General features: G+C 60.5%; 20 protein-coding genes and 2 pseudogenes. 7 read left to right on the top strand and 15 right to left on the bottom strand.

All coding sequences use genetic code 11. The features are described from left to right. Nucleotides 1-649: 649 nt before the first annotated feature. A pseudogene (locus KUL25_RS14080) lies at nucleotides 650-1,573 on the bottom strand (IS5 family transposase). A 1,916-nt stretch (nucleotides 1,574-3,489) separates the two neighbouring features. Further along, nucleotides 3,490-4,254: pseudogene (locus KUL25_RS14075) on the bottom strand (IS3 family transposase); the annotation flags it as partial. A gap of 988 nt (nucleotides 4,255-5,242) precedes the next feature. Between KUL25_RS14075 and ppsA the strand changes: the two are divergent. Beyond that, the gene (gene ppsA / locus KUL25_RS14070) at nucleotides 5,243-7,615 is read left to right on the top strand and encodes a phosphoenolpyruvate synthase (protein WP_257893516.1); all 2,373 of its coding nucleotides are present in this window, start codon (nucleotides 5,243-5,245) and stop codon (nucleotides 7,613-7,615) included. A gap of 4 nt (nucleotides 7,616-7,619) precedes the next feature. Here ppsA and KUL25_RS14065 read toward each other — a convergent pair whose 3' ends face one another. Next, nucleotides 7,620-8,003 carry a hypothetical protein gene (locus KUL25_RS14065; RefSeq protein WP_257893515.1) on the bottom strand — a complete coding sequence of 128 codons (384 nt, stop codon included), beginning with the start codon at nucleotides 8,001-8,003 and terminating at the stop codon, nucleotides 7,620-7,622. Between the two features lie 176 nt (nucleotides 8,004-8,179). Here KUL25_RS14065 and KUL25_RS14060 point away from each other — a divergent pair, with 176 nt between their 5' ends. The 4 genes from KUL25_RS14060 to KUL25_RS14045 all read left to right on the top strand — a co-directional run bounded on the left by KUL25_RS14060 (nucleotide 8,180) and on the right by KUL25_RS14045 (nucleotide 12,891). Then, entirely contained in the window at nucleotides 8,180-9,013 is an 834-nt protein-coding gene (locus KUL25_RS14060) for a universal stress protein (RefSeq protein ID WP_257893514.1), read from the top strand. Nucleotides 9,014-9,296: 283 nt separating this feature from the next. Continuing rightward, on the top strand, nucleotides 9,297-10,145 hold the full coding sequence (locus tag KUL25_RS14055) for a universal stress protein (RefSeq protein WP_257893513.1): 849 nt from the start codon (nucleotides 9,297-9,299) through the stop codon (nucleotides 10,143-10,145). 12 nt (nucleotides 10,146-10,157) lie between these two features. Continuing rightward, nucleotides 10,158-11,291 (top strand): site-2 protease family protein, encoded by a 1,134-nt coding sequence (locus tag KUL25_RS14050; protein WP_257893512.1) that lies wholly within the window; start codon nucleotides 10,158-10,160, stop codon nucleotides 11,289-11,291. Between the two features lie 67 nt (nucleotides 11,292-11,358). Continuing rightward, on the top strand, nucleotides 11,359-12,891 hold the full coding sequence (locus KUL25_RS14045; RefSeq protein ID WP_257893511.1) for an ATP-binding protein: 1,533 nt from the start codon (nucleotides 11,359-11,361) through the stop codon (nucleotides 12,889-12,891). On the opposite strand, the gene KUL25_RS14040 is transcribed toward KUL25_RS14045, so the two are convergent. Further along, on the bottom strand, nucleotides 12,867-13,625 hold the full coding sequence (locus tag KUL25_RS14040) for a response regulator (protein WP_257893510.1): 759 nt from the start codon (nucleotides 13,623-13,625) through the stop codon (nucleotides 12,867-12,869). The genes KUL25_RS14045 and KUL25_RS14040 overlap by 25 nt on opposite strands. Nucleotides 13,626-13,794: 169 nt before the next feature. On the opposite strand from KUL25_RS14040, the gene KUL25_RS14035 reads away from it, so the two are divergent. Further along, nucleotides 13,795-14,475, top strand: a complete 681-nt coding sequence (locus KUL25_RS14035; protein ID WP_257893509.1) for a helix-turn-helix domain-containing protein — start codon at nucleotides 13,795-13,797, stop codon at nucleotides 14,473-14,475. 24 nt (nucleotides 14,476-14,499) lie between these two features. On the opposite strand, the gene KUL25_RS14030 is transcribed toward KUL25_RS14035, so the two are convergent. The 11 genes from KUL25_RS14030 to KUL25_RS13980 all read right to left on the bottom strand — a co-directional run bounded on the left by KUL25_RS14030 (nucleotide 14,500) and on the right by KUL25_RS13980 (nucleotide 23,033). Further along, a complete protein-coding gene (locus KUL25_RS14030; protein WP_257893508.1) occupies nucleotides 14,500-14,928 on the bottom strand; it encodes a DUF2267 domain-containing protein in 429 nt (142 codons plus the stop codon). A 26-nt stretch (nucleotides 14,929-14,954) separates the two neighbouring features. After that, nucleotides 14,955-16,151, bottom strand: coding sequence for a bactofilin family protein (locus KUL25_RS14025; protein ID WP_257893507.1), 1,197 nt, complete (start codon nucleotides 16,149-16,151; stop codon nucleotides 14,955-14,957). A gap of 101 nt (nucleotides 16,152-16,252) precedes the next feature. Beyond that, nucleotides 16,253-16,660 (bottom strand): CBS domain-containing protein, encoded by a 408-nt coding sequence (locus tag KUL25_RS14020; protein ID WP_257893506.1) that lies wholly within the window; start codon nucleotides 16,658-16,660, stop codon nucleotides 16,253-16,255. Next, complete coding sequence (locus KUL25_RS14015) at nucleotides 16,657-16,824, bottom strand: hypothetical protein (protein ID WP_257893505.1); 168 nt, start codon at nucleotides 16,822-16,824, stop codon at nucleotides 16,657-16,659. Before KUL25_RS14015 ends, KUL25_RS14020 begins: the two co-directional genes overlap by 4 nt. Nucleotides 16,825-16,848: 24 nt before the next feature. Further along, nucleotides 16,849-17,802, bottom strand: coding sequence for an FAD:protein FMN transferase (locus tag KUL25_RS14010; protein WP_257893504.1), 954 nt, complete (start codon nucleotides 17,800-17,802; stop codon nucleotides 16,849-16,851). Between the two features lie 3 nt (nucleotides 17,803-17,805). Further along, the gene (gene nqrF / locus KUL25_RS14005) at nucleotides 17,806-19,026 is read right to left on the bottom strand and encodes an NADH:ubiquinone reductase (Na(+)-transporting) subunit F (RefSeq protein WP_257893503.1); all 1,221 of its coding nucleotides are present in this window, start codon (nucleotides 19,024-19,026) and stop codon (nucleotides 17,806-17,808) included. Continuing rightward, on the bottom strand, nucleotides 19,023-19,622 hold the full coding sequence (gene nqrE / locus KUL25_RS14000; protein WP_257893502.1) for an NADH:ubiquinone reductase (Na(+)-transporting) subunit E: 600 nt from the start codon (nucleotides 19,620-19,622) through the stop codon (nucleotides 19,023-19,025). The genes nqrF and nqrE overlap by 4 nt, the downstream gene beginning before the upstream one ends. Next, on the bottom strand, nucleotides 19,619-20,272 hold the full coding sequence (locus KUL25_RS13995) for an NADH:ubiquinone reductase (Na(+)-transporting) subunit D (protein WP_257893501.1): 654 nt from the start codon (nucleotides 20,270-20,272) through the stop codon (nucleotides 19,619-19,621). The genes nqrE and KUL25_RS13995 overlap by 4 nt, the downstream gene beginning before the upstream one ends. A 1-nt stretch (nucleotide 20,273) precedes the next feature. Further along, nucleotides 20,274-21,074, bottom strand: coding sequence for an NADH:ubiquinone reductase (Na(+)-transporting) subunit C (gene nqrC, locus KUL25_RS13990; RefSeq protein WP_257893500.1), 801 nt, complete (start codon nucleotides 21,072-21,074; stop codon nucleotides 20,274-20,276). Beyond that, nucleotides 21,067-21,864: an RnfABCDGE type electron transport complex subunit D gene (locus tag KUL25_RS13985; RefSeq protein WP_257893499.1), complete on the bottom strand. Its 798-nt coding sequence runs from the start codon at nucleotides 21,862-21,864 to the stop codon at nucleotides 21,067-21,069. The genes nqrC and KUL25_RS13985 overlap by 8 nt, the downstream gene beginning before the upstream one ends. Next, nucleotides 21,861-23,033 carry a hypothetical protein gene (locus KUL25_RS13980; RefSeq protein ID WP_257893498.1) on the bottom strand — a complete coding sequence of 391 codons (1,173 nt, stop codon included), beginning with the start codon at nucleotides 23,031-23,033 and terminating at the stop codon, nucleotides 21,861-21,863. Before KUL25_RS13980 ends, KUL25_RS13985 begins: the two co-directional genes overlap by 4 nt. Before the next feature lie 191 nt (nucleotides 23,034-23,224). Between KUL25_RS13980 and KUL25_RS13975 the strand changes: the two genes are divergently transcribed. Next, entirely contained in the window at nucleotides 23,225-24,280 is a 1,056-nt protein-coding gene (locus KUL25_RS13975; RefSeq protein WP_257893497.1) for a cytochrome c3 family protein, read from the top strand. Nucleotides 24,281-24,289 lie beyond the last annotated feature (9 nt).

The following is a 24,289-nucleotide window of genomic DNA, read 5'->3' as shown; positions in this document are numbered from 1 at the left end:
GCATCATGGGCGGTTTGGTGCTTGCAGGTCTCGTTGTCGTGGCCTCGATAAACGTCTGGCGCTGCGACCAACCTTCGGACTACGGCGGGCTTGGTCTGGGGACAGTGGTGACGAGCCTTGGGTTCTTAGCGGTGATCGCTGGAACGGTAGTTGTGATGAACCGGAAGCCGACGCGTCAACTCAAAGGGTGAGAAACCTTTTGTAGTCTGCAAAACTAACCAAGTCCCAAATGACGGCCGATGCGAGCATCGGCCGTCGATCTTCGTGCCAAGCAAGTGCGGCTCACAAGAAAACAGAGTTCTTACTGTGTTTGACCTGCCCCCTGATGCTCCCTCGTTTATAATGAGAGTTTGCGGGTCTGGTTTTCATGTTCTTCGTGGTCGGTTTTTGGATCAGCTGTGACAACAACCAGCGCTCACATCAGGCGTTGGACATGAAAACGCCAGCTGAGGTATATGCATTAGTGGCTCAATCTGAGTGGATTACACTGGGTCGATGCACTACCGGGCAGAGAAGCCACCTAACTAAACTGTTTAGATTCGTCGAACCACTCCTATTCATTTACTCGGCATTCCCGTCACAGCGGCCGTGCAGAGGCGTTTTTGCACTACCTTCGTCTGAGGCGTGAGTTCTCCTTACCCCACTGACGTCATGCCACGCGGACGATATCTGCGGTGCCTAGGGCGTTGAAGTGGTTCATGAGTGCGATACGGATTTGGATTTCGGCGGTCTGGGTCTCTCGCCATGATGCGCTCTCCGAAGGCCTTGAGGCAGCGCATCCTCACCTCGATCCGACTGCGGGCGTGGTATCCGCTCCTGCGCTTCCAAAGCGCTCGGCCATAAGGCCGTTTGGCGCGCAGCGTCTCGTTTCTGGCGCGCGCCGCAGGGCAGTCTTCTTTCCACGCTCGCCCATTCTTTCGGATCGGGATGATCGGAACTGCGTCGCGCTCGATGATGGCCTTTTGGCAGCGGCGCGTGTCATAGGCGCCGTCGGCGGTGACCGCGCCGATCTGCTCGTCCCAGGGAATCTGGCCGAGCAGGTCGGGCAGCACGGGGCTGTCGCCGTCGCGGCTGGGGGCGAATTCCACGGCGCAGATGTCGGATGTGGCCGGGTCCACGGCCAGATGGACGTTGCGCCATTGGCACCGGGCTTGCACCCCGTGCTTGCGGGCCTGCCAGTCGCCATCACCCAGGAACTTGATCCCGGTGCTGTCGACGAGAATGTTCAGCGGACCGTCCGAACGGCGATAGGGCATCTGAACGGTCAGGGTCTTCTCCCTCCGGAACAGCGTCGAGAAATCCGGCACGGGCCAGTCCAACCCCGCCAGCTTCAGCAGGCTCGCCACGATCCCCGCGGTCTGCGCAGAGGGAGCTTGAAGAGAACCTTGATCGACAGGCAGAATTATACGGCCGCATCGGAAAACACCGTTGGCCGTCCCGGCTGCCCTTCACGCGGCGCAAGCCAGGTCATGTCCTTGTCTACCCAGATCAGTAAAGCCCCCCGCTTCCGCGGCGATGCGTTGTAGCTGGACCGGTTCGTTGTGCGATAGCGGGCGGGAAATGGTTTGCTCACGCAGCACGTCTAGCGCCATGGATTCGCGACGCGAATCCGCCACAAACCGAGTGCTGAAACAATGCTTCATCATAGGATCAAAATACCCAAATAGGGCAACTTGACAAACCCAGATTTGAGCATGAGCTTATCTGTATCTCAACTCGTCTCCGACACCTCATGAACAAGACGGGTTGGACGACCGCTGATATGGCCGAGCGCAGTAGTGTACCCAAAAGAACCCTTGAAAAGTATATGCTCCGCTCGGGGGCAAGCGTACTGGGTTTGGAAGCCCTTTCATCAATGGTGAAGGGGTTCGGCGTCACGCTAGACTGGTTTGTTTTTAGACGGGATGCGTGCAGAGATATTGCTTTCGAGGGCATTCCTTATATTTTCGACATGCTTCCTGGAACGGGCCTGGATTTTATTTACGTTGTGAGACGGTAAATTGAGTTTTTAATCGGAACAAACTCACCACACTAGCCCTAGCGCTTTGAGAAAAGTGCTCCCCTAGTTTGTGCTCATGTCGCCCCCCCCTCCGCCCCCCCCTTGGGCGCGGTTGCTTTCAGAAAACATTGCATACCTTGAGCAATTTGGAAGAACGAGCCGGCTTGACCTAAGCTGATATCGAACGGGTTCGCTATTTATCTTTAGATAGATTGCCGCGCGTCGGAGAAAGTACGTAAATACTCGTACAGGATACTCTGACGATGGTGTTCGCATTGACCGAGACCCCAGTTAAATGCACGCCGCGTCTAGCCCAATGTACCATATTCTGTGTTTCGCCCTGCCCTGGGCGGAGAAACTCGGCTCGAGGTCTTTTGCATCAACGTAGTTGCAGCGCGTTGATGCGAATGGCTTCGAGCCACTTTAGTTTGCTAATTGGTGGCTTCTCGACGTTTGGGGTCGCTAGTGACGCCGAAAGGTTAGCTTAAACAAAAAAAGGGGCGGACAGAATTTTCTCTCTTTACCACTCCAAGAGTGAAAATCATCTGTATCGCTAAGAATAAATGGAGAAGAGCATGTACCAGGAGAAGAATGCAATTATAGTGGGTTTCACATATACCGATACTATTAAGCTGCGAAAGAGCTTGAGGGTTTTGGGTTTCGTGAATACATCGTGCCACTCAAGGTTGTCAGATTTTCAGCTCAAAACAGTAGGGCAGCTGTCATCGAGCTTTCTTTTTGTGAATCTGGATCGGTTTAATGGCTTGGCCGAAGCCACTGATGCGCTCTCGAATCTTAGAAAGAGGCGTTTAGACATCGTCGTTATCGCGGTTTCTGAGATGGTTCGCCATGACGATCTAGGACTTGACCGTAAGAGAATATGCGACGCGACACTCCGCTTGCCATTCTCTGATTCCCGTCTGAATGCTGCGATTGCTGCCGCTGAATCAAACAACCTTCAACTAAACTCAATGCCTGGGGCACTTCCCGCGAGGCTCATAAGGACGTGTTCACTCCGGTGATGCTAAGCGATTCGCCGATGAACTACGCCTTAGCACTTCGACAGTAACGACCATGCGAAATGGCGAGCTTGCTTTCGTGGTGCTTCAGAAAGAACCGAACACGCTGTTACAGGCCACTGATAATTTCAAGTTGCCTCACTGAGAATGGATGCGAACATGATACTTGGCTATCTCATTATCGGCGCCACGTCCGGTATAATTGCCACAATTGTGGCCCTCTACCTTGGGGCGTCGGTGTTTTCTGCATTGATGACGTACAGTCTGGTGGGGACGGCCACTATTTTATTATTTTCTATTTTTCGGTTATTGCTAGACGAATTTCGCGAATAAACTGGTATTAGAATATCAAGCTGTTGCCGGTGTCGTTGGCGCCGAGATAACGTGTTAGTGAGATTGGAGGACAGCAACGGCGAGAAGAGTTTGCAGCAGAGAGTATAAGTAATCTACGCCCTGCTGTTTCCTCGTTCGTAACGAGAGTTTGTGGGTCTGGGTTTCATATTCTTTGTGGTCGTTTTGGGCAAGCGCGCCGTGCGCGGAGCCGCCAAATTGCTCAAGCGTACGGCGCGTTTCCGCGGGCGTTTGATTGCCGGGCAATGAGTGCGGCCTGACGTTGTTGTAGTTGTATCGCCAGAGCACCAGCCTTCTGCGGGCATCGTCCAGGCTGTCAAACATCTCCTCGTGCAGGCACTCGTCGCGCAGTCTGCCATCGAATGACTCGATGAAGGCGTTTTGCTGAAGCTTGCCCGGATCGATGTAGTTCCAGTCCACTCCGTTATCGTTCGCCCATTACAGGATCGCCCGACTGGTGAACTCTGTGCTATTGTCGCTGACGATGCACGCGGGCTTGCCGTAGCGCCGAATCAGCGCATCCAGCTCCCGCGGCACACGGACTCCTGATATGCTTGTATCTGCAATCAGGCACAGGTTCTCGCGACAGCAGTTATCACTCACTGTGAGGATGCGAAACTTGCGTGATGCGCCGAAGGTGTCGGCCAGGAAGTCCAGCGTCCAGCGCTTCACTTGGTCTCGGCGCATCAGGCATCGGTATCCGCGTGCCACGGCCGCTTTTGCGACCCCGTCGTCGCCTGACACCCAGCTTCTCATCCCTTAAAGCCCATGGAGCTTCTTGTGGTTCATGATCATCCCGTCGCGCTCCAGAATCACACCGATCCGCCAGTAGCCAAACCGGCGGCGCTTGGCCGCGACGGCCTTCATCTCTGCCCGTATCTTGGGGGGCGCTCAACCCAACCGACGGAACTTACGCGGGTTCTCAGCGAGTGCATTGAAAAGATGACGAGCGAGGTGCACGGGAAGGTAATCTCTGGCAGAAGTTGACATCCTCGCGTACCAACAACGCCATGGCCGGGAGCTTGGTATTGCTGGCCGGGCACACAGACCAGCGCATTGTCCGTTAAATCTGACATAAGGCCTTTAGATTGCGCGACGTGCTACGTCGGCACTCGCCATTGAGTTTGCGCTATGGCGCTTATTGGCTCGCACCTAAAAACCCTGAAGCAGTTAGATCGCATCTCCAATTGAAGAGGCTCGATTCTGGAGGGGTAGAATGAAAGAGCAGCGACCTGAGACCGTTAGCAGGGCGGATGTGCAATCCGAGTGCGCCGGACACTTGTGACACCTAACTCTCGGGCACAAGCGCGCACAAGGCGAGTCTTGCGCAACAACCAGTCGCGAAAGCCAATGTCATGCCACAAGCCGCAGGACCGCTCTCTCGACAAGCCGCAGAACTCGTGAGTTGCGAGCCCCTGCCACCAACGATAATTGCGAATCCTCCGCTGGCACCGCCGCGGAGGTTTTTTTGTTTTGGGGTACGGCGTGCAGAGATCGTCTGTTGCGTTCTCCCGCAACCAAATCAAATGCGAAAGCCTGGCCCATTAGGCCGGGATTCGTGTTTCTGGGACACGTCCCGAGCGCCCAAAAGAATTATTCGCATCTTCGCTGCACGCGACTTACGGGCAGAAACCTCCCCCCTCCTTTTTTGATCCACCACGCGACTGTTCGACCATCTGCCGGCCTTGCGTGTTGCCCCGTGTCCCTCTGCGATGCGGGGGAGAAAAACTAAGGAAAGTTAGGATCGTCGCAGGTCCTCGTGACGCCGCGCCCCCTCAATCCCGTCAAATCCATGTGCGGACTGACAGACATCAATCGAAGGCGCGGTCTGCGTGTCATTTTCAGTGTATCACCACAGAACCGGATTCAGATCATGACCCAGCTTCCCCTTGTCATCAGCTTCTCGAACGTGAAACGCGACGATGTCGGACTGGTTGGCGGAAAGAATGCATCGCTGGGTGAGATGATTGGCGCTCTTGGCAAGAAGGGCGTCTTGGTCCCGCCGGGATTTGCGACCACATCAGATGCTTTTCGCGACTACCTGGTGGCCAATGGTCTGAACAAGAAGATCACCGATCAGCTGGACGCCCTTGCCGCCGGACGCGCCAGCCTGACAGCCACCGGATCAGCGATCCGCAACCTTATTCTTGAGGGTGCCTGGCCCGACGCCACGTCAGAGGCGATTTTGCGAGAGTATCGCGCCCTGGGCCAGGCCGCAGGCGGTGTGGACGTGCCCGTCGCGGTGCGATCCAGCGCCACCGCAGAGGATTTGCCTGACGCCAGTTTCGCGGGGCAGCAGGAAACGTTTCTGAATGTCATCGGAGGCGACGCGCTTCTGGACGCCTGCAAGCGGTGTTATGCGTCCTTGTTCACCGATCGAGCGATCTCATACCGTCAGATGCAGGGATTTGCCCATGACCAGGTGGCGCTGTCAGTAGGCGTGCAGTTGATGGTCCGCGCCGATACGGGCGGTTCAGGGGTGATGTTCTCTATCGACACGGAGTCAGGCTTTCCCGACGCGGTGCTGATCAACGCGGCCTGGGGCCTTGGCGAGAACGTCGTCCAGGGCGCGGTGGACCCGGATGAATACCAGGTCTTCACGCCCTTTCTGGAGAAACCCGACCTTGCCCCGATCCTTGAAAAGCGTATGGGGGCCAAGGAAATCAAGATGATCCATGATCGCGACGGCACGCCGCGCAACGTGGCCACATCCAAGGCAGAACGTCAGAGCTTCGTACTGAGCGATGAAGAGATCCTGACCCTCGCGCGGCAATCCAAGATCATTGCCGATCACTACGGCCAGCCGATGGACATGGAATGGGCGCGCGATGGTGGCACGGGAACGCTCTACATCGTGCAGGCACGGCCTGAAACGGTGCAATCACGGGCCGATGTGGGAACGCTGAAGTCCTACACGGTGAAAGATCCCGGACCGGCGATCTTGACTGGCCTCAGCGTGGGCAGCGCCGCCGTGGCCGGGCGCGTGTCGATCATCGAAAGTGCTGCGGATATTGCGCGTTTCGTTGACGGATCGGTTCTTGTCACCGGCACGACGGACCCCGATTGGGTGCCGATCATGAAGCGCGCCGCCGCGATCGTGACGGACCACGGTGGCCGCACGTCCCACGCGGCCATTGTCAGCCGCGAATTGGGCCTGCCCGCCGTCGTGGGCTGCGGAAACGCCACCCATGTTTTGCACGATGAACAGGATGTCACCGTCTCCTGCGCGGGCGGCGAAGAAGGTGTGGTTACCGAAGGCATCTCGCAGATCGAAGTGGCGGAAGAGGCGTTGGAATCCCTGCCCGAGACTCAAACGCAGGTGATGTTGAACCTCGCCAATCCAAGTGCCGCACTCCGTTGGTGGCGGCTGCCGGTGGACGGCGTGGGTCTGGCCCGGATGGAATTCGTGATCAACGGGTCGGTACGCGTGCATCCCATGGCGCTGGCGCATTTCGAGCGGGTCAGCGATCCAGACGTCCGCGCCGAGATCGAAACGCTGACGGCCGGCTACGACAGCAAGCCCGAATATTTCGTCGATCACCTTGCGCGAGGCCTCTCGCGGATTGCTGCATTCTGCTATCCCAAGCCCGTTATCGTGCGGATGAGCGATTTCAAAAGCAACGAGTACGCCGAACTTCTGGGCGGGCGTGACTTTGAGCCGGATGAAGAAAACCCGATGATCGGGTTTCGCGGAGCCTCGCGCTATTACTCGGACCAATACCGCGATGGATTCGCGCTGGAATGCCAGGCGATCGCGCGGCTTCGGGGACGCATGGGGTTCGACAACGTCGTCGTGATGATCCCTTTCTGCCGCACGCCCGAAGAAGCGGACCACGTGCTGGCCGTCATGGCAGAGCATGGACTGAAACGGGGCCGTGACGGTCTGCAGGTCTATGTGATGTGCGAAATCCCCAGCAACGTGTTGCGCGCGGCCGAGTTTGCAGAACGGTTCGACGGGTTCTCCATCGGCTCCAACGATCTGACGCAACTTACCCTTGGCATCGACCGCGACTCGGATGCCTTGGCGCCGCTGTTCCGGGAAGATGATCCGGCGGTGTTGTGGATGATCGAACGGATGATCCAGGAGGCCCACAAGGTGGGCTCCAAGGCCGGATTCTGTGGCCAGGCCCCCAGTAACGATCCCGACTACGCCAAGCGCTTGGTCGCCTTCGGGATCGATAGCATTTCGGTCACGCCCGACAGTTTCGTGCAGGTTCTGCGCAACGTGGCCGCCGCGGAAAAGTAGCCCGTCAGGAGCTTGGTTCGTTCTTCGACAAGATCATCGTCAACCGCAGCGTTGCCGCCAGAATGGCCTGCGCCAGAACCGCCGATCGGCCTGACCCGATAGCCGCGTCGCTATCGCGCGTATCGCTTTCACGCAGGGTGCAGTGCCAGTGGCCGTCACGGTCATTGGCGCGCCCGTGAATATGGACGGTCCAATTCGGGTACGCCTCATCGGCGATAAGCATGGCCCCATCGGTTGTCGCGGCCCGCTGGGGCGTTGCCACATGCTCGGGGAGCTTTCCGGGAAGCAGGAATGCGAACGCGCCGATCACCGCATCGAATTCTGCAATCGACAGATCGGAGCGGGTTTCAAGCTGGCTAATAAGGACGTCGAGTTCAGGATCTTTCATGGCGCACTTCCGTTTCTAGGGGGTGGTGACACGCGAGCCACCGCTTTCGATTGAAACCCTACGCGCGAACGCTTCGCAGGGCGTTGATCGGGATCAATCGCCATGCGCGCGGCTTGGGCTAGCCTTCATCCGGGCGGCACTCCTGCGGCCTTGGGAATTCGCTTGGGAGGCGACCGATGGCTTTGAAAACACTCTTGGTTTGTTTGATTGACCCCGAAAGCGCAGAGGCCGCCATGTCCTGCGCCGTGTCGCTTGCGCGGGCGCACAACGCGCATTTGGTGGCGCTGCATACGCTGGAGGCCTTGGTCGTATATCCGGGCGTTGCGATTCATCTGCCGCCTGAGGTCTACGCAAGGCATACCGAGGCCCAGATGGAGCAGGCGGCCATCATCGAGAAAATATTTCACAAGCACACCGACAATGAAGACATCGTGGCAGAATGGCGGTTGCTCAAGGCGTCTTCGACGACAATCGTCGACCGGATCATTGAAAGCGCGCGGGCGGCGGATGTCGTCGTAATGCCCAACGCCACCAAGGCCGAGGACCAGAACCGTGAGGTGCAGGCCCGCGTGATCCGTGAATCTGGACGGCCGGTTTTGGTCGTACCGCCCAACTTCACCGACACAGACGTCGGCAAACGCATTGTCCTGGGCTGGAGCGAAACGCGGGAGGCCACGCGCGGCGCCCATGACCTTTTGAACGTGGCCCAGAGTGGCGCAGAGATCAGCGTCCTGCGTGTAGGCGATGCGTCGGCCGACGAGCTGAGGGACCATGGGTTGGTGGACTTGGCCACCATGTACGATCGCCACGGATTGCGGGCGCAGATGGCGCATGTCGAGGCGGGCTCTGGCGGTATTGCCGGGGCGGTGTTGAAGTGTGCCTTCGAGAATGGAGCGGACATGATCGTGACGGGCGCATTTGGCCATTCGCGCGCCTATGATTTCGTATTTGGCGCGGTGACCAGCGGGCTCTTGCGCCACGCAGAGATCCCGGTGCTTTTCAGCAACTGACATCTTGAAGGGGGTGTCTGCCTTCCGGGCTACTTCGCGAAGGCAGATGCGCGTCTCTGGGGCGAGGTGTGACTTGTGAAAGCCGCGCGCTGGGTCTCATCCAGCGGAGGGAGCCAAAGTTCTCTCACAGGTATTCCATCCAATACCCGACGGCTTGTTGTGTCGATCTCCGTGACGATCACGCGAATTGACCCAGATCAGCGCGCCCCCTCCGTAATTGCGGCATCCTTTGGACATAGCGCAGCGACCTATTTGCGCTTGCCTCGCCAACGGAGATCCGACCATGAAAAATCGAACCCTGCTTTTCCTGATGACCGAGGATACGGCCGACGCCGAAGTGCATCAGATGGCGGAATATGCCGTAAGCGAGAACGCACATCTGGTGTGTTTCCTGTTGTCTCGGATACCGACGCAACCCATGAACGCCCACGGCGCCTTCCCTTATGGTGGCTACGAGATCTCGGACCATTGGGTGGAAGAGGTGAACAGCGCCCGAGATCGCCTGAAGGTGCGCCAGGATGCCCTTGAGGCACTTCTTCAATACGAGGGCGTCTCGGCCGAGGTGCAGTTCGTGCTGAGCAGTCAACCGGACGTGCGCGTTGTCGTTGCGCGTCGGGCGTTGGTTTGTGACGTGGCCATCGCGTCGAAAAGCCTGCGCGTCGCTGAAGACGGCCTGTTCCGGCCCGCCCTATACGGGGTGCTGTTCGATGCGCCGGTCGGTTTGATGTTGAACGCGACACCGATTGCGAACCCCAAGCGCATCTTTGTCGCGTGGGATACGGAATTGCCGGCAGCGCGCGCGATCCACGCCGCCTTGCCGTTGTTGAAGCAAGCGGATGAGGTGATCGTGGGCAGCTTCGATCCCGTCGCGCAAGAGTATGAAGACGGAGAGAACCCCGGCTCTGACCTTGCCAAGTGGCTGAGCCACCATGGGTGCAAGGTGACAGTCAACCAATACCCAAGCGGGGGAGAGATCATCGGCGCCGCAATCCAGCGGCGCGCGGCCGAGATCGGAGCAGATCTGGTGGTGATGGGAGCCTACGGAAAGTCGCGCCTGCGTGAGCTGGTCTTCGGTGGTACGACGCATCACATGATCATTCAAACCGAGACGCCTGTATTCATGGCGCATTGAGCAATAAGCATCATGTGGGGGCGATCCATCAAGGTGACCGAACTGGGCGGCTTCGATATCAAGGTCGACGCCAGTTGGCTGCTGATTGCGGTGTTGATCGTCTGGAGCCTGTCCAGCGGCTACTTGCCCGACGCTTTGCCAGACGCCAGTGAGCCTGCCCTGCTGATCGCAGCGATCATCGCGACCCTGGGGTTGTTCACGTCCCTGGTCCTGCACGAATTGGCCCATTCGTTCATGGCGCGACATCACGGGTTGCAGATCACCGGGATCACGCTGTTCCTGTTTGGCGGCGTTGCGGAAATGAAAGCCGAGCCTTCTGAGCCGAACGTGGAATTGCAGGTCGCCATCGTCGGGCCGATTGCCAGCCTTGTGCTTGCGGGTCTGTTCTGGTCCAGCATGGTCGTGGCACGGGTCGTCGGATTGGGACCCATCGTCATAACGGTCCTTGGCTACCTTGCGACAATCAACCTGATCCTCGCTCTGTTCAACATGGTGCCGGCCTTTCCGCTTGATGGGGGACGCGTGTTTCGCGCGATGCTCTGGCGGCGCTCTGGCGATCTGGTATCGGCCACACGGCGCGCGGCGGCCGCGTCGGCGGTCTTTGCATGGGGGCTTATCGGCCTTGGCGCGCTGACGATGTTCAACGCGGGTCCCGCGGCGGGGCTTTGGCCCATTCTTGTGGGTCTGTTCCTTCTGGCGCTGGGGCGGGCGTCTTACCAGCAGGTCGAAATGCAGCAGTTCTTCACCGGGCGCCACGTGGCGGATTTGATGACACAGCGCGCAATCGTCGCGCGCCCGGATCAAACGCTGGACGAGGTCGTGAACGACGTTTTCCTGGCCCATGGCATCAGCTTCGCGCCGGTCACGGAAGACGGCGTGCTGCTTGGCTATGTGGATGTCCACCTTGTCCGACGGATGGACCGAGAGCATTGGGCCACAACGATCGTCGACGATGTGATGGAGAGTGTCTCGCCGGATTGCGCAGTATCGTCGGACATGCCCGCACAGGCATTGCTGGAGCGGATGACACAAACCGGCAGGCGCAAATTCCTGGTCGTGGATGGGAAGACGCTAAGGGGGGTCGTGACGTTAAGCGATGTCACGGGTTTCCTCAGTGTGTCCCGCCAAATCGCATCGCGGGTCTGATGTGTCTGGCCTTTCACCTCGTCTTGCTGCCAAGTTGGCCAAGACAAAGGGCGATTTGGAGGGCACGATGGCAGAGTTTGACGACCCGACCTTGTTCGGCATCGTGATGGATGCGGCGGTTGATGCCATCGTCATCTCTGACGCGAAGGGCAAGCTCCTGCAGGCCAACGACGCGGCAGGCATTTTGTTCCAACACGCGCCCGAGGATCTGGTCGGCAAAGACGTGGCGCTTTTGATGCCCAACGATCTGGCCGAAAAACACGGTGATTTCATGAATCACCATATGGCCACGGGGCAGCAGTCTGTTTTGGGGAAATCCCGCAGGCTTGTCGGCAAACGGGCGGATGGGTCGACCTTTCCGCTTCTCCTGTCGCTGGGAAGTGGTGAAACCGAAAATGGCGTGGTCTTCGTCTCGATCATGCACGACTGCTCGGATTTTCGGGCGATGGAACAGGCGACTGAACGGTCGCAACGCATGGATGCGATTGGGCGGATGACGGGCGGCATCGCCCATGACTTCAATAACCTGCTGACGGTCATCATCGGCAATCTGGAGCTTTTGGAGAGCGCGGATCTTCCCGATCGTCAACGCCGCCTGTTGTCGGATGCGTTGTCGGCGGCGGAACTGGGGGCAGACCTGACATCACGATTGACAGTTTTCGCCCGTAATTCGGAACTGGAGCCGACGGTCCTGGACCTCGGAAAGCAACTGGATCAATCCATGGGGCTCTTGCGGCATACGATCGGAAGCCATTGCGAGATCACGACCTCGGCCAGCCCCGACCTCTGGTCAATGGCGGCGGATGCCACGCAACTTCAAACGGCGATCCTGAACCTTGTCATGAATTCACAAGACGCGATGACGAGCGGCGGGACCATCGCACTGGATGCCCAGAATGTTGAGATTGACGATACTTACGTCGCGCAGGAATTGGGCGTTGTCACCGGACGCTACGTGCGCCTGTCTGTAAGCGACACCGGAAAGGGCATGACCCCTGATGAGCGCGCCCACGCGCTGGAGCCGTTCTTCACCACAAAGGCGGTTGGGTATGGCACCGGACTGGGATTGCCGATGGTGTATGGTTTTGTGAAGCAATCGGGGGGGCACCTGACAATCTACTCCGAACCGGGGGAAGGCACGACGATCTCGTTGTATTTCCCGGCGCTCGCTGCGGATCAGCATACCCCGGATGCGCCTCGCGCGGCCCGTCCAGACCCATTGGCTGCCACCGGAGGCGGCGTCGTCTTGATCGTCGAGGATGATGAGAAACTGCGCCGCCTGTCCAAAACCCGTCTGACGGATCTTGGGTATCGATGCCTGACCGCAGAAACAGCCGATGTCGCTTGGGACATTCTAGCCGAAAGGGACGACGTGGTGCTGGTCTTCTCGGACATGGTGATGCCGGGCAAGATGTCCGGATACGATCTGGCCAAACGCATCGCAAAGGAACGGCCTGAAATCGCGGTCCTTCTGACGTCCGGTTTTTCAGAGTCGGTTTTGCGGGATCGCTGGGCAGGGGAAGAGTTCAGGATGTTGCGCAAGCCCTATCGGCAGGCCGAGCTTGAACGCGCGGTTCACGCGGTGCTGGACGACCGTTGATCGTCGGATTGCGCGGCCTGGGTCAGCATGTAGCCGATGCCGCGTACCGTCTTGATCAATTGCGGATGCCTGGCGTCGCGCTCGATCTTCTTGCGCAGACGCGCGACCTGGTTGTCGATGGTTCGGTCCAGCGGAACCCATTCTGGGCCATCGATCAAATCCATCAAACGGTCGCGTGACAGGGGACGCCCGGCATGCTCCACAAAGGCGCGCAGCAGTTTGAAGTCTCCGGTGGTCAGTCCGCAGATGTCACCGTTGCGATCGCGCACATCCATGCGGCCAAGGTCAATTCGTAGCCCATCAAGCAGTAGGGTGTCGGTGTCGGCCAATGGCGGACCCTCGACAGGTGCCCGGTCGGTCGTATGACCCTCATACCGCCGAAGCACCGCGTTTGCGCGTGCCAACATCTCGCGCACGTGAAATGGTTTGGTGATGTAATCGTCCGCCCCCAGCTCCAGCCCGACGATGCGGTCGATGACATCGGCCTTGCCCGTGACCATGATAATCGGCGTGTCATGGGTGCGCCGCAGCTCGCGGGCGATGTCCAGTCCGTTGTCCCCGTCCAGACCAATGTCCAGCGTGACCAGATCGGGCATTTGTTCGGCGAATGCCTGGGTTGCGGCCTTCAAGTCGGTCGCCTCGGCCACAGTTGCGCCTTCACCCTCGAAGCAAGCACGCAACAGGGATCTTATCTTGGGGTCGTCTTCAACGATCAGAATATGTCTGTCTTGCATCAGGATGATCCACTCGAGCTATTCTGTTCTAGGCGTTGCGTTCGACAAAGAGAAGGCAAGACGCCTTCGTCTGCGCAAATTCGCCCATGGATACAATTTGATACAAAACCAGCAAACCCCTGCGACGTGCGTTCGCAATGGTAGATTCGACAACTGACAGGGGGCTGCCATGTACTTGAAACTAGCTACAACGGTCGAACCACAAATTGAGATCGATCAATTCTCGTCCGACGCGGGGGAGGTATCTGACCAACGTTTTTATCACCCGCTGCACGCAGGACGGCATTTGTTCCATGAGGGGGACGAGGCCGAGAACGTCTACGAAGTGGAACGCGGCATGCTGCGCCTTGCGCGCGTGATGGAGAACGGACGCCGCCAGATTGTCGCTTTTGCGCTGCCCGGCGATGTCGTGGGCTTTCCAGAAGGGAATCTGCACCACACCGATTGCGACGCGATCACCGATTGTGTCGTTCTGGCCCATCGCAGATCGGCGCTGGACCGATGCAACCCCAACCCGGAGCTGCACCGTCGACTGACCCGCGCGGCCCTGCACGAAATCTGTGCCATGCAAGACCATTTCATGATGCTGTCGTCGAAATCGGCAGCCGAGAAAATTGCTTCCTTCGTGCTGACGCTTGCAGAACGGATCGGAGAGCCCGCAACAGACGGCATCCACGTCGACATCCCCATGCGGCGCGTGGACATCGCCGATTTCCTGGGGCTGACAACCGAGACGGTGTGCAGGACCTTCACCCAGTTCAGAAAGGCCGGTCTGATCACGCTTGAGACAGCGCAAAAAGCCGTTGTGCGGGATCTCGAGGGCCTTCGTGCGCGGGCGGAGCCTGAATAAACGCGGCAATGACGGGTCGCTTGGTCAGTCAGGCCATAATGCGCGGATGTCTGTGGGCAAATTGGCCTTCACGTCCGCGATTTCCCCTTCCGAGATGCGTGCGTTCAGCATCTTGAAGACGGCTGTGATGTCCTCTGGACCGCGCCATTCCTGCGCCTGTGATACCTGATCGGTGATCGCGGCCAGGAAGGCCTCGGCGCTGCGATCCTTGGTCGGGGTATGGATCGGTGACCATCCCTCAAAGAACATGCCCCGCACCAACAGCGGCATCTGCGCCGACAATTGCGCCAGTTCCTCGTGGCTGATGTGGTCGCGGATCTGGGTCAGCGTGGCTCGCATCAGTCGCAGGGCATCGCGACTGCTTGTCCAGTCCAGCCGTTCGCGCAATTCGTTGATCCATTCGTGGGTCAGCTGAACGGTATGGTCGATGACTTCAAGGCCTTGGGCGCTCATGGGAGGCTCCTTTCCGATGTGAGGTCTCAGGTGTCGGACGTATCGAGGGGGGCGAGGCCCTGATCCCGTTCGGGCTCAAGTCCTGACAGAAAGCTGTCGAAAAGCGCCGTCGTGATCGCGCCGGCACCCAGAAGGACCAGCGCGAAGTTCGCCATCCATCCAACGACCGGAATGAAGTTCAGTAGGGCGGCAAAGGTCACGCCCATCGCCAGCGCCACAAGGCGCATCGCGATGCTGGGGGATTCGGCAGAGCCAAGGCCGCGCATGATCCGCATGGCGACCACGTAAGCGCCAAGGATGTAGCCCAGGACCCAGACGGCAAGGATCAGCAGCAGCACGATCGGGACCAGGGGCAGGCCTACAACGCTCAGACCCCCCACGGGGATACTGCCAAACAGGATCGACAGTCCGATAGTGCCGGTCAGCATGACCATGCCAGGGCGCGCATCCGCGCGGCGGCGCAGGCGGCGGATGGTGCCGGGGGTCAGGGTCAGGAATACCGCACCGATGACAATGAACAGGCCGAGGTTGACCAAAAAACCACCGATGACGGCCCAGGGCGTCAAGGCGACCGGGCTGTCCCATTCCTGCCAGTCTTCGCGGACCTCCCGCCACATCTCGCTGTCAGAGGCCATCTCGAACGTCACCCGGTCGGCGCTGATGACGCGTTCGGGCACCTCCATGCGGTCGTCGCTAAGGTACGTCAGACGCCCCTCGATCACGGCGTTTGGGCCGAAGGTAATGTCCGGGCTGGTCAGCACAACATCGCCCGCGACGGTCGCGTTCAATATGATCTCTCCGCCGGCGGCCACGAGCGCGCCGCGAATGGGGCCGTTGATGGTAACGCTGGCACCCGCAAATCGCGCGTTTCCGCCGATCTCGGCCTGCGGGCCGGAACGGAGTGTCATGGCAGAGGCGGTGACATCGCCCGCAACCGGCCCGTCCACACTGACAGAGGCCCCGGCCGCCGTCACATCACCGCCGACGGCTCCGTCGATTTCGACATCGAACCCGAGGGCATGAACATCCTCGGCCACATCGCTGGACATCGAAACATTCGCACCCATGGCGATGAGGTCCCGCTCGGCTAGGACAGGCTGAGTGATTGTTGTCCCCGAGACGAAGACGTCTCCGCCGATCTCGACCGGCTCGGTTTGGGACAGGGCCGGGGTGGCCAGCGCGATAACGGCGATCAGAACCTTGAGGCAACGTGAAAGGGACATGATGCGGGCCTCCATGGCAACGGGGTAAGACTCTGGCGTCAGAAAACCAGATCAGAGGCGGCATACTGTTGATAAGGATCAATCGGCGGGGCCGGGCCGTGTCAGCCAGACATGCCCCAGGTGTCCGCCAAAGCGCGCAAGACATCGGTGCGGCTGATCAGCCCCACAAGACGGCCGTCATCGACCACCGGAAACCGGCGATAGGGTCCGTCAAGAAGCGTCTGACAGGCGGCCAGGATGTCGATGTCGGGCTCGATCGTCGCAACATCGCGTTGCATGTACGCCGAAACAGGCTTGCCCCAGTCGCGATAGTAGCTCGCCTCCAGTGCGGCCCGCAGGCAATCCTTCTCTGTCAGGATACCAACAAGCCGCGCCTCGCCGTCCACGACGGGCGCGCCGGACACACCGTGTTTGAGCAGGACATGCATCGCATTGTTGATTTCCTGATCCGGCGACAGCGTCACGAGGTGGCGCGCCATATGGTCTGATACAAGGCTGAGCGTGGTCATTTGGTCATATCCTTTCTGGAGGGACACGCCGCACAGCCCCCCGGCACGCCGCAGGAAATGCCCCCGCAGGATCCCTTGATCGGACCTCGGCCTGCCAGAACGCCGATGGCAAGGCCAAGACCTGAAAGGGCGATGACGCCGAGGCTGAAGAGAAAGAGGGTCATGGCAGGGCCTCCGGTTGGGTTGCTTCAGGCAATAATGTGGTCACTGAATTGGCCGGTCGTGAGGGGGCTTTCGGTGCCGAAGGGGCCCGGTATGAAAAGCGCCGAGATGTCGTTTTGTCGGGCGAAGCCCGGACCATTGTTGCCCATGGCAAGCAGGGCGGTGGCCATGGCGTCCGCCTGCATCCCTGTCGCCGCAAGGACGCTGACAGAGGCCACGTCCCCCGTGGCCGGACGTGCGCTGCGCGGATCAATCACATGGCTGACCTCGATCGCGCCCCGCAAACCGTTTGGTCCGTGCCCGGATGTGGCAAGCGCAAGCTGGCCGGGGGCCACGATCGTATGGGCCGTGAAATGCGGCGCCAGGGGATCCTCGATGGCGACGTGCCATGGCCGTCCCGAGGGATGCGTGCCCGCCGCGCGGACCTCCCCCCCAAGCTCCAGAAAAAAGTCGGCCATGCCTTCGGCAATCAGATCCTCGAACAGGCAATCCAGCGCAAAGCCCTTCGCGATCCCGCAGAGATCAAGTGTCAGCCTGGATGCGGCCTTGCGCAAGGATGTGCCGCGCAGGTCAAGATCCGCGACCCTGCCCGGTTGCCCGGTGATCGGGCCATAGCCGAAGCGTGAAACAAGCGGCCCGGCGGTCGGGTCGAAAGCCCCGCCCGTGTCGCGCGATACCCGCAAAGCGGCGTCGACCACGCGCGCCATCGGTGCAGGAAGGTTCACGGGGTGGTCAACCTCGGCACGGTTGAACTGCGATAGGGTTGAGCTGGCGCGGTAAGGCGACATGGCACCATCAATCGCCGCGATGCGGTTTTCGATGAGGGACACAGCCGCCGCCGGGTTCGAGGTTTCGCAAACCAACCGCCAGGTGCTGCCAAACGCGATGCCCCCAAGGATACCGCTTTGCGCGCCGGACATGCCCGGAGCTAACGCCAGCGCCATGCCGCCAAGAATAGTGCCGCGTCGCGTCAGTTTCATGTCCTACACTCCGAAATCGTCATTGAAGATTTGCGCAGGTTCGACACCCAGATCGTCCAGCATCTTGAGGACCGCTGCCATCATCATCGGCGGGCCGCAAAGGTAGAACTCGCAGTCCTGTGGGTTGGGATGATCGCGCAGGTATTGTTCCCAAACGACGGTGTGCACAAAGCCGGTCGGGCCGGTCCAGGTGCCGTCTGGATCGGGGTCGGAAAGGGCGACGGTCCAGCTGAAATTCTCATGGGCGGCGGCGAGGGTGTCCAACTCATCAACATAGAAAAGGTCATCGCGACTGCGCGCGCCGTACCAGAAGCTGGCCTTGCGGGGGCTTTTCTGCCGCGCGATCACTTCGAAGATCATCGCGCGCAGCGGCGCCATGCCGACGCCGCCGCCCAGGAAGACCAACTCGCGATCCGTGTCTTGCACCCTGAAGGTCCCGAAGGGTCCCGCGACCGAGAGGGCATCGCCGGGCTCCACGGAAAATAGCCACGACGACACAATCCCCGGCGGAGCGCCCGCCACGCGGGGCGGGGGCAGAGCAAGGCGTATGTTCAGGACGACGCGTCCGGCCTGCGTATCCTCGGGCCGATTGGCGATGGAATAGGCGCGGGTCGTCGGCTCGGAGGTTTGAACCCTCAAGGCGCGCAGCGGCTCCCATGTGTCTTCAAAGCGTTCTGGCACGTTCAAATGATCATAGCCGAGCGAAAATGGCGGCGCGGTGATCTGGATGAAGGCCCCCGCAAAAAGGTGCTCGGCCGTGCCCGGCGGCAGATCCAGCACGATCTCACGGATCAGGGGCGTCAACACGGTCACGGATGCGACGCGGGCCTCGAAGGCTTCGGCGCCCAACAGATCATCGGGAACATGAACCGATGTATCTCCGCGAAGGGTCACCTGGCAGGCAAGGTGCATGCCTGCGCGCACCTCTGCAGGCGACAGCCGCGCGGCTTCCACCGGCAGGGGGGGCGGCGCGTCGCCCACGATTTGTACCTTACACTGCCCGCAGGTGCCCGCGCCCGCGCAGGCGGAAGGAACCAGCACGCCATTGTCATTGAGTGCCGACAAAAGCTTGCGCCCGGTTTGTGATGTTATGCGGTTGGTGTCGTTCACGGTGATGATCGCCGGGTGCTGCGGCATCATCACGCGACGGGCGAGCATGACAAACCCGGTCAGCGCAAGTGTGATGAGGATCAGAACGACGATGCCAAGGATCAGACCGGTCATAGCGCCACCCGAGCGAAGGCGGCGAAACCAAGCGACATAAGACCGGTCACCAGAAACGCGCTGGCCAATCCCCGCACGCCTGCGGGCATGTCACTGTAGCGCAGGCGTTCGCGGATGGCGGCGAAGGCGATGATGGCAAGCGCCCATCCGATGCCGCTGCCCAAGCCGTAAATCGCGGCCTCTGGCACGGTATAGCGCCGCTCGGCCATGAAGAGGCTCGCTCCCAGGACGGCGCAGTTCACGGTAATCAGGGGCAGGAAGCTGCCCAAGGCCACATAGAGGCGCGGGAAGAAGCGATCCAGCGTCATTTCCAGCACTTGGACGATGGCGGCGATCACGCCGATGAAGGCCACTAGGCGCAGGTAAGTCAGGTCCACCTCTGGCAGGCCCGCCCACCGCCATGCGCCCTCGATCAGCACGCCATTCAGGATCAGCGCATTGACCGGCACCGTGATCGTCTGCACCACGATGATCGCCAGCCCAAGGCCCACGGCGGTATCCACCCGTTCGGACACGGCAAGGAAGGTGCAGATGCCAAGGAAGTAGGCCAGCGCCAGGTTTTCCTGGAAGATGGAAGCGACAAGAATCTCGATCATCCGCGCGACCTCGTTTGCGACAGGCTGTATTGCGCGGGCTCGATTTGATCCCTGCGCAGGCTGCGGACGGCCCAGACCAGCAAGCCGATGATGAAGAAGGCGGCCGGGGCCAGTTGCATCAGGCCAAGGGGCTGGAACCAGCCGCCATCCTCGACGGAGGGCAGGATCACCAGACCCAGAAGGCTGCCTTCGCCCAGAAGCTCACGAATGCTGCCCACAACGATCAGGATCAGGCTGTAACCAAGCCCGTTGCCCAGGGCGTCCAGCACCGAAGGCCCGACCGGGTTGCGCATCGCAAAGGCCTCGGCCCGGCCAAGGACGAGGCAGTTGGTGACGATAAGGCCCACGAAAACCGAGAGCGTGCGGCTGAGCTCAAACACGTAGGCGCGCATGAATTCGTCGATGACGATGACCAGTGAGGCGATGATGGTGATCTGTACGATCAGGCGGATGACGTGGGGGATGTGGTGGCGCAGAAGGCTGATGATGCCCGACGACAGACACAGGACCGTCGTCAGCGCCGCCGACATCACCAGCGCCGTGTCGAGCGATGTGGTCACGGCCAGGGCGGAACAAACGCCAAGGATCTGGCGCGTGATCGGGTTTTGGTCGATCAGGGGGCCGATGATGCGGGTCAGGGCTTTGCGCATTTCAAAGCCCCCCGTCGCGCAGATTGTCGAGGAACGGGCCAAAGCCGTGATCCCCCAACCAATAGCGCAGCATGTTGGTGATGCCGTTGCCGGTGCGTGTGGCGCCTGAAATGCCGTCCACCTCGTGGGGGCCGCTGGCTTGCCCGCGCACGACCGCGATCACGATCTCGCCGCTGTCATTGGCCACTTCGCGACCGGGCCAAAGCGCCTGCCATTCCGGATTCTCGATCCGCGCACCAAGCCCCGCGGTCTCGGCCTGCGCGGTGATCGTCAGCGCGGCAACGGTGCTCAGGTCCGCCTCCAGCGCCAGAAGCGCCTCGATCCGGGATTGATAACCGGTGCCAGAGACCGGGAGCACGATCAATTCCACCCGTCCGTCGCGCTCCAGCACGTAGACCGGGGCGAGGGGCGCGCGCTGGCGCAGGCCTGCCACGTCCAGCTCTGCCGGAATAGTGATCGCGGTGGCGGGATCAGCGGCGGCGGCGTCGACATCATAGGTGTCAGCATCTTGCCCGACGGCGATTTCGCCGCTGGACAGGTCCACCAGATAGGTCGTCAGGCTGTCCGCGCCGCTTTCAGCCAGAACCTCGGCCATGCCCGGCAGTGTCTCCAGCATCGCGGCCATGCGCGCCGCGCGTTCGGCCTCCAGATGTGCGGATTGGCGGGGTTCCAGCATGATGGCCGCGGTGGACACGACGGCGGCACACACAAGCGCCACAAGGAAAGCGACGCCGAAGATCTTGACGGGGTCTTCATTGTCCCGCGCCAGAAAGCGCCAGAAGGGGGGCGAGGGTTCAGCCATATCGACGCCTCCGCCAGAAGCCGTTGACCGCGACCGCCATGGTGTCGAGCAACGGCGCGAATAGGCTGGCCAGAAGCGCCGCGAAGACCAGCGCATCAGCAGAGGGGACACCGCCGCCGAACCCGCTGAAGACCCAGGCCAACACACCTGCAAGCGCGCCGTAAAGAACCCGCCCCATCCCGGTCACGGCGGCGGACAGGGGATCGCCTACCAGAAACAGCAGGGCGACCGAACAGGCCGCAAGCAAGCCCACGGCTTCGGGCGGTGTGGTGATCCCGAAGGCAATGACAAGGGTCGTCAGAAACACGAGCGCGATCGGCACGCTCAGCATGCCGAATAGCAGCAGCAAGACCGCGCCGGGAAGGCAGGCCCACGCGATGGCGGGTGAGGGCGTCATCAGGGCCAGGTTGGGAAGCGATAGAAGACCAAGGGCCAGGGCGGCGGTGGCAGGCGACAGGAACGCAAAGCCGCGACCGCCGAAGACATGCTCTGCGATGACCGCGCCAAGAGAAAGCACCACGATCAGATGCCAAAGCGGCATCTCGGGCGGGACAAACAGGACGAAGATCGCAGCCGTCGTGATGCCGTAGGGCTTTACGGCGCGCTGCCGAAGCGTTGCAAAGATGTAGTCCCATGCCAGGACAACGACCATCGCGACCGCCAGTGTTCCCAGAAAAGGCATACCGCCACCCCAGGCGGCCACCGCGACGGGAGGGATCAGTGCGAGGGTCTGGATCAGCACGGAACCATCGGCTCCGTGAAGGGGGATCGTGCGCGAGAGGGCGATCATGCGGCGTCCTTGTGAAGCTGATCCAGCACGTTTCGCAAGCGTTGTCCGTAGTCTGTGCCGCTTGTGCACAGGGCCGACAAAGGGGCGACGTCTTCCTCCAGCAACTCCAGACATCCCAGCTTCAGGCAAGTTTGCGTATCGCCAATGCTGAGCGCGCGCATCAACGGCACGGCGGGCACGCGGGCGGGAAGGACGCTGTTCAAACCGGCAAACGCGACCAGCGGGAGCGGCACGGACCACGTGGGCTGCTTTTTCACGCGGGTCGTTCCGACCACGTCATGGTAGCGTCCAAGGTAGGCCCCGCGACGTCCATGTTGCTCGGTCCCCGAAATCACCTGCTCATTCGGACCAGATTTCAGGGCATCTTGAAGCAGTGGCCGTATCTTTGCCCCCAGTGCTACACGCTGCGTCACGGCCCTGCGGGTGCCTGGTTGCGGGACGGTAATGGTCCTGATCGGATCATAAAGACCCGTCTCAAGCAGGTGGCCAATTGCCAAGACATCCTGAAGACCGATCGTCCACACTTGCCCATTCGAGCCGGTGGGGTGCACCAAGGCGGTCTGGCCACTGGCCGTTCGCCACGATTTCGTGGCGCGATGGCTGTGAACGCGGATGAGCGTGAGGTCGGGGTTCGAGATGATCGTACCGTGCTCGACGCACAGATGGACCGGGCCGTCGGTAAGAAGGGTCAGCGCGTTGAGGCCGCGGGCGAACTCAGCTTCCCTGCCCACCAGAACCTCACGCGGGGCAAACCCTATTGGGCTGGATGACAGGGCTGACACGATGATCGCGTCGGGTTGCGCATCCGGATCAGGTGGCCCGCCGAAGGGGCGCGCGATGAACGCGGGCCACGCGCCGCGCGCCAATAGGTAGGCGCGTAGCGCACTGTCATCGGTCAGCCGATCCGATGGTGCTGCGGGGCCCGTCTCGACCGGGTCAAGCACCATGGCCGCCAGCATCCGCCTTGGGCCGTAGCGAACCTCGGCGACGCGCCCTTGAATCGGCGAGACATAGGCAATGGCGGATCGTTTCGCATCGTGAAAAAGCGGTTGCCCTGCGGCGACGTCATCGCCTTGTGCGACATCCAACCTGATGCGCAAGCCGGGGTAGTCATCGCCCAGAAGGGCCACGGGCACAGTTATGTCGGGTGTCGGATCATAGAATGTCATTTTGCCCGATAGCTGTCCCCAGAAGAAGAATGCTGTGGCTGCACTGTAGCTGGAAACTAGCGCCTGCCATTGATTTCGATCAAATGACGCTTCGGCAATCCATGGCAAAAAGGACCAAGATCACGCCCGCTCCTTTCGCTTTTCGCCATAAAGGTCCTCAGATGATGTTTCGCTCCCTTGCCGCCCTTGCCATGACGTTTGTTCTGTTGCCTGCCAGCGCGACCTTCGCGCAGGACGACGCGCCATCACTCACCGATATCACTGAGGCCTGGCTGGCGTCGCCCCACGCGGATCGGACGTCCGAGGCGTTCACCCATTGGAATGAGGACGGAGAAATCACCGGCGCCTGTGCCGTGTGCCATTCCTCCATCGGTCTGCTGGATTACCTGGAAAGCCCGATGGAAACGGTCGGAGTGATCGATCATCCCGTGCCGCTTGGCTCGGTCGTGGGCTGCGCGTCGTGCCATAGTGCGGCGGCCGTGGGGCTTGCGTCGGTGCCGTTCCCGTCAGGCGAGCACATCGCGTTGGATCCGGGATCGGCCGTCTGTTCGGTCTGTCATCAGGGGCGCGCTTCGACCGGCACCGTGGAAGCTGCGATCGGCGATCTGGCCGCTGATACCGTCTCGGCTGATCTGGGGTTCGTGAATTCGCATTACTCCATGGCCGGTGCCACGACGCAGGGCAGTGCCGCCCATGGCGGGTATGAATACGCCGGTCAGACTTATGCCGGGCCCTTCACCCATTTCCCGGAGCTCAATACGTGTAGTTCCTGCCATTCGCCCCACTCCCTACAGGTCGAACTGACGTCCTGCACAAGTTGCCATGAGGGGGCGGAAAGCTTCACCGATATCCGCACCTCCACGACAGATTACGATGGCGACGGGAATGCCGCCGAGGGCATCGCTGACCCGATCGCAACGCTGCACGCGCAATTGGGCGAGGCCATCGCGCTTTATGCCGCCGAGGTTGCAGGCACGCCGATCATCTACGCACCGGGTGCCTATCCCTACTATTTCACCGACACCGATGGTGACGGCGCCGTTACCGAGGGTGAGGCGGCCTACCCCAACCGTTACCAGACCTGGACACCCCGCCTGCTGCGTGCCGCGTATAACTACCAATACGTGCTGCAAGATGGCGGCGCGTTCGTACACAATCCCCATTATGCGCTACAACTCCTCTTTGATGCGCTTGCGGATCTGGGCACGGCGGTTGACGTGGATACATCCGCTTTGACACGTCCGTAAGCCGCGCCC

The sequence above is a fragment of the Gymnodinialimonas phycosphaerae genome (genome assembly GCF_019195455.1).
GTDB classification, from domain to species: Bacteria; Pseudomonadota; Alphaproteobacteria; order Rhodobacterales; family Rhodobacteraceae; genus Gymnodinialimonas; species Gymnodinialimonas phycosphaerae.
This window is presented reverse-complemented; position numbering and strand designations above follow the sequence as displayed.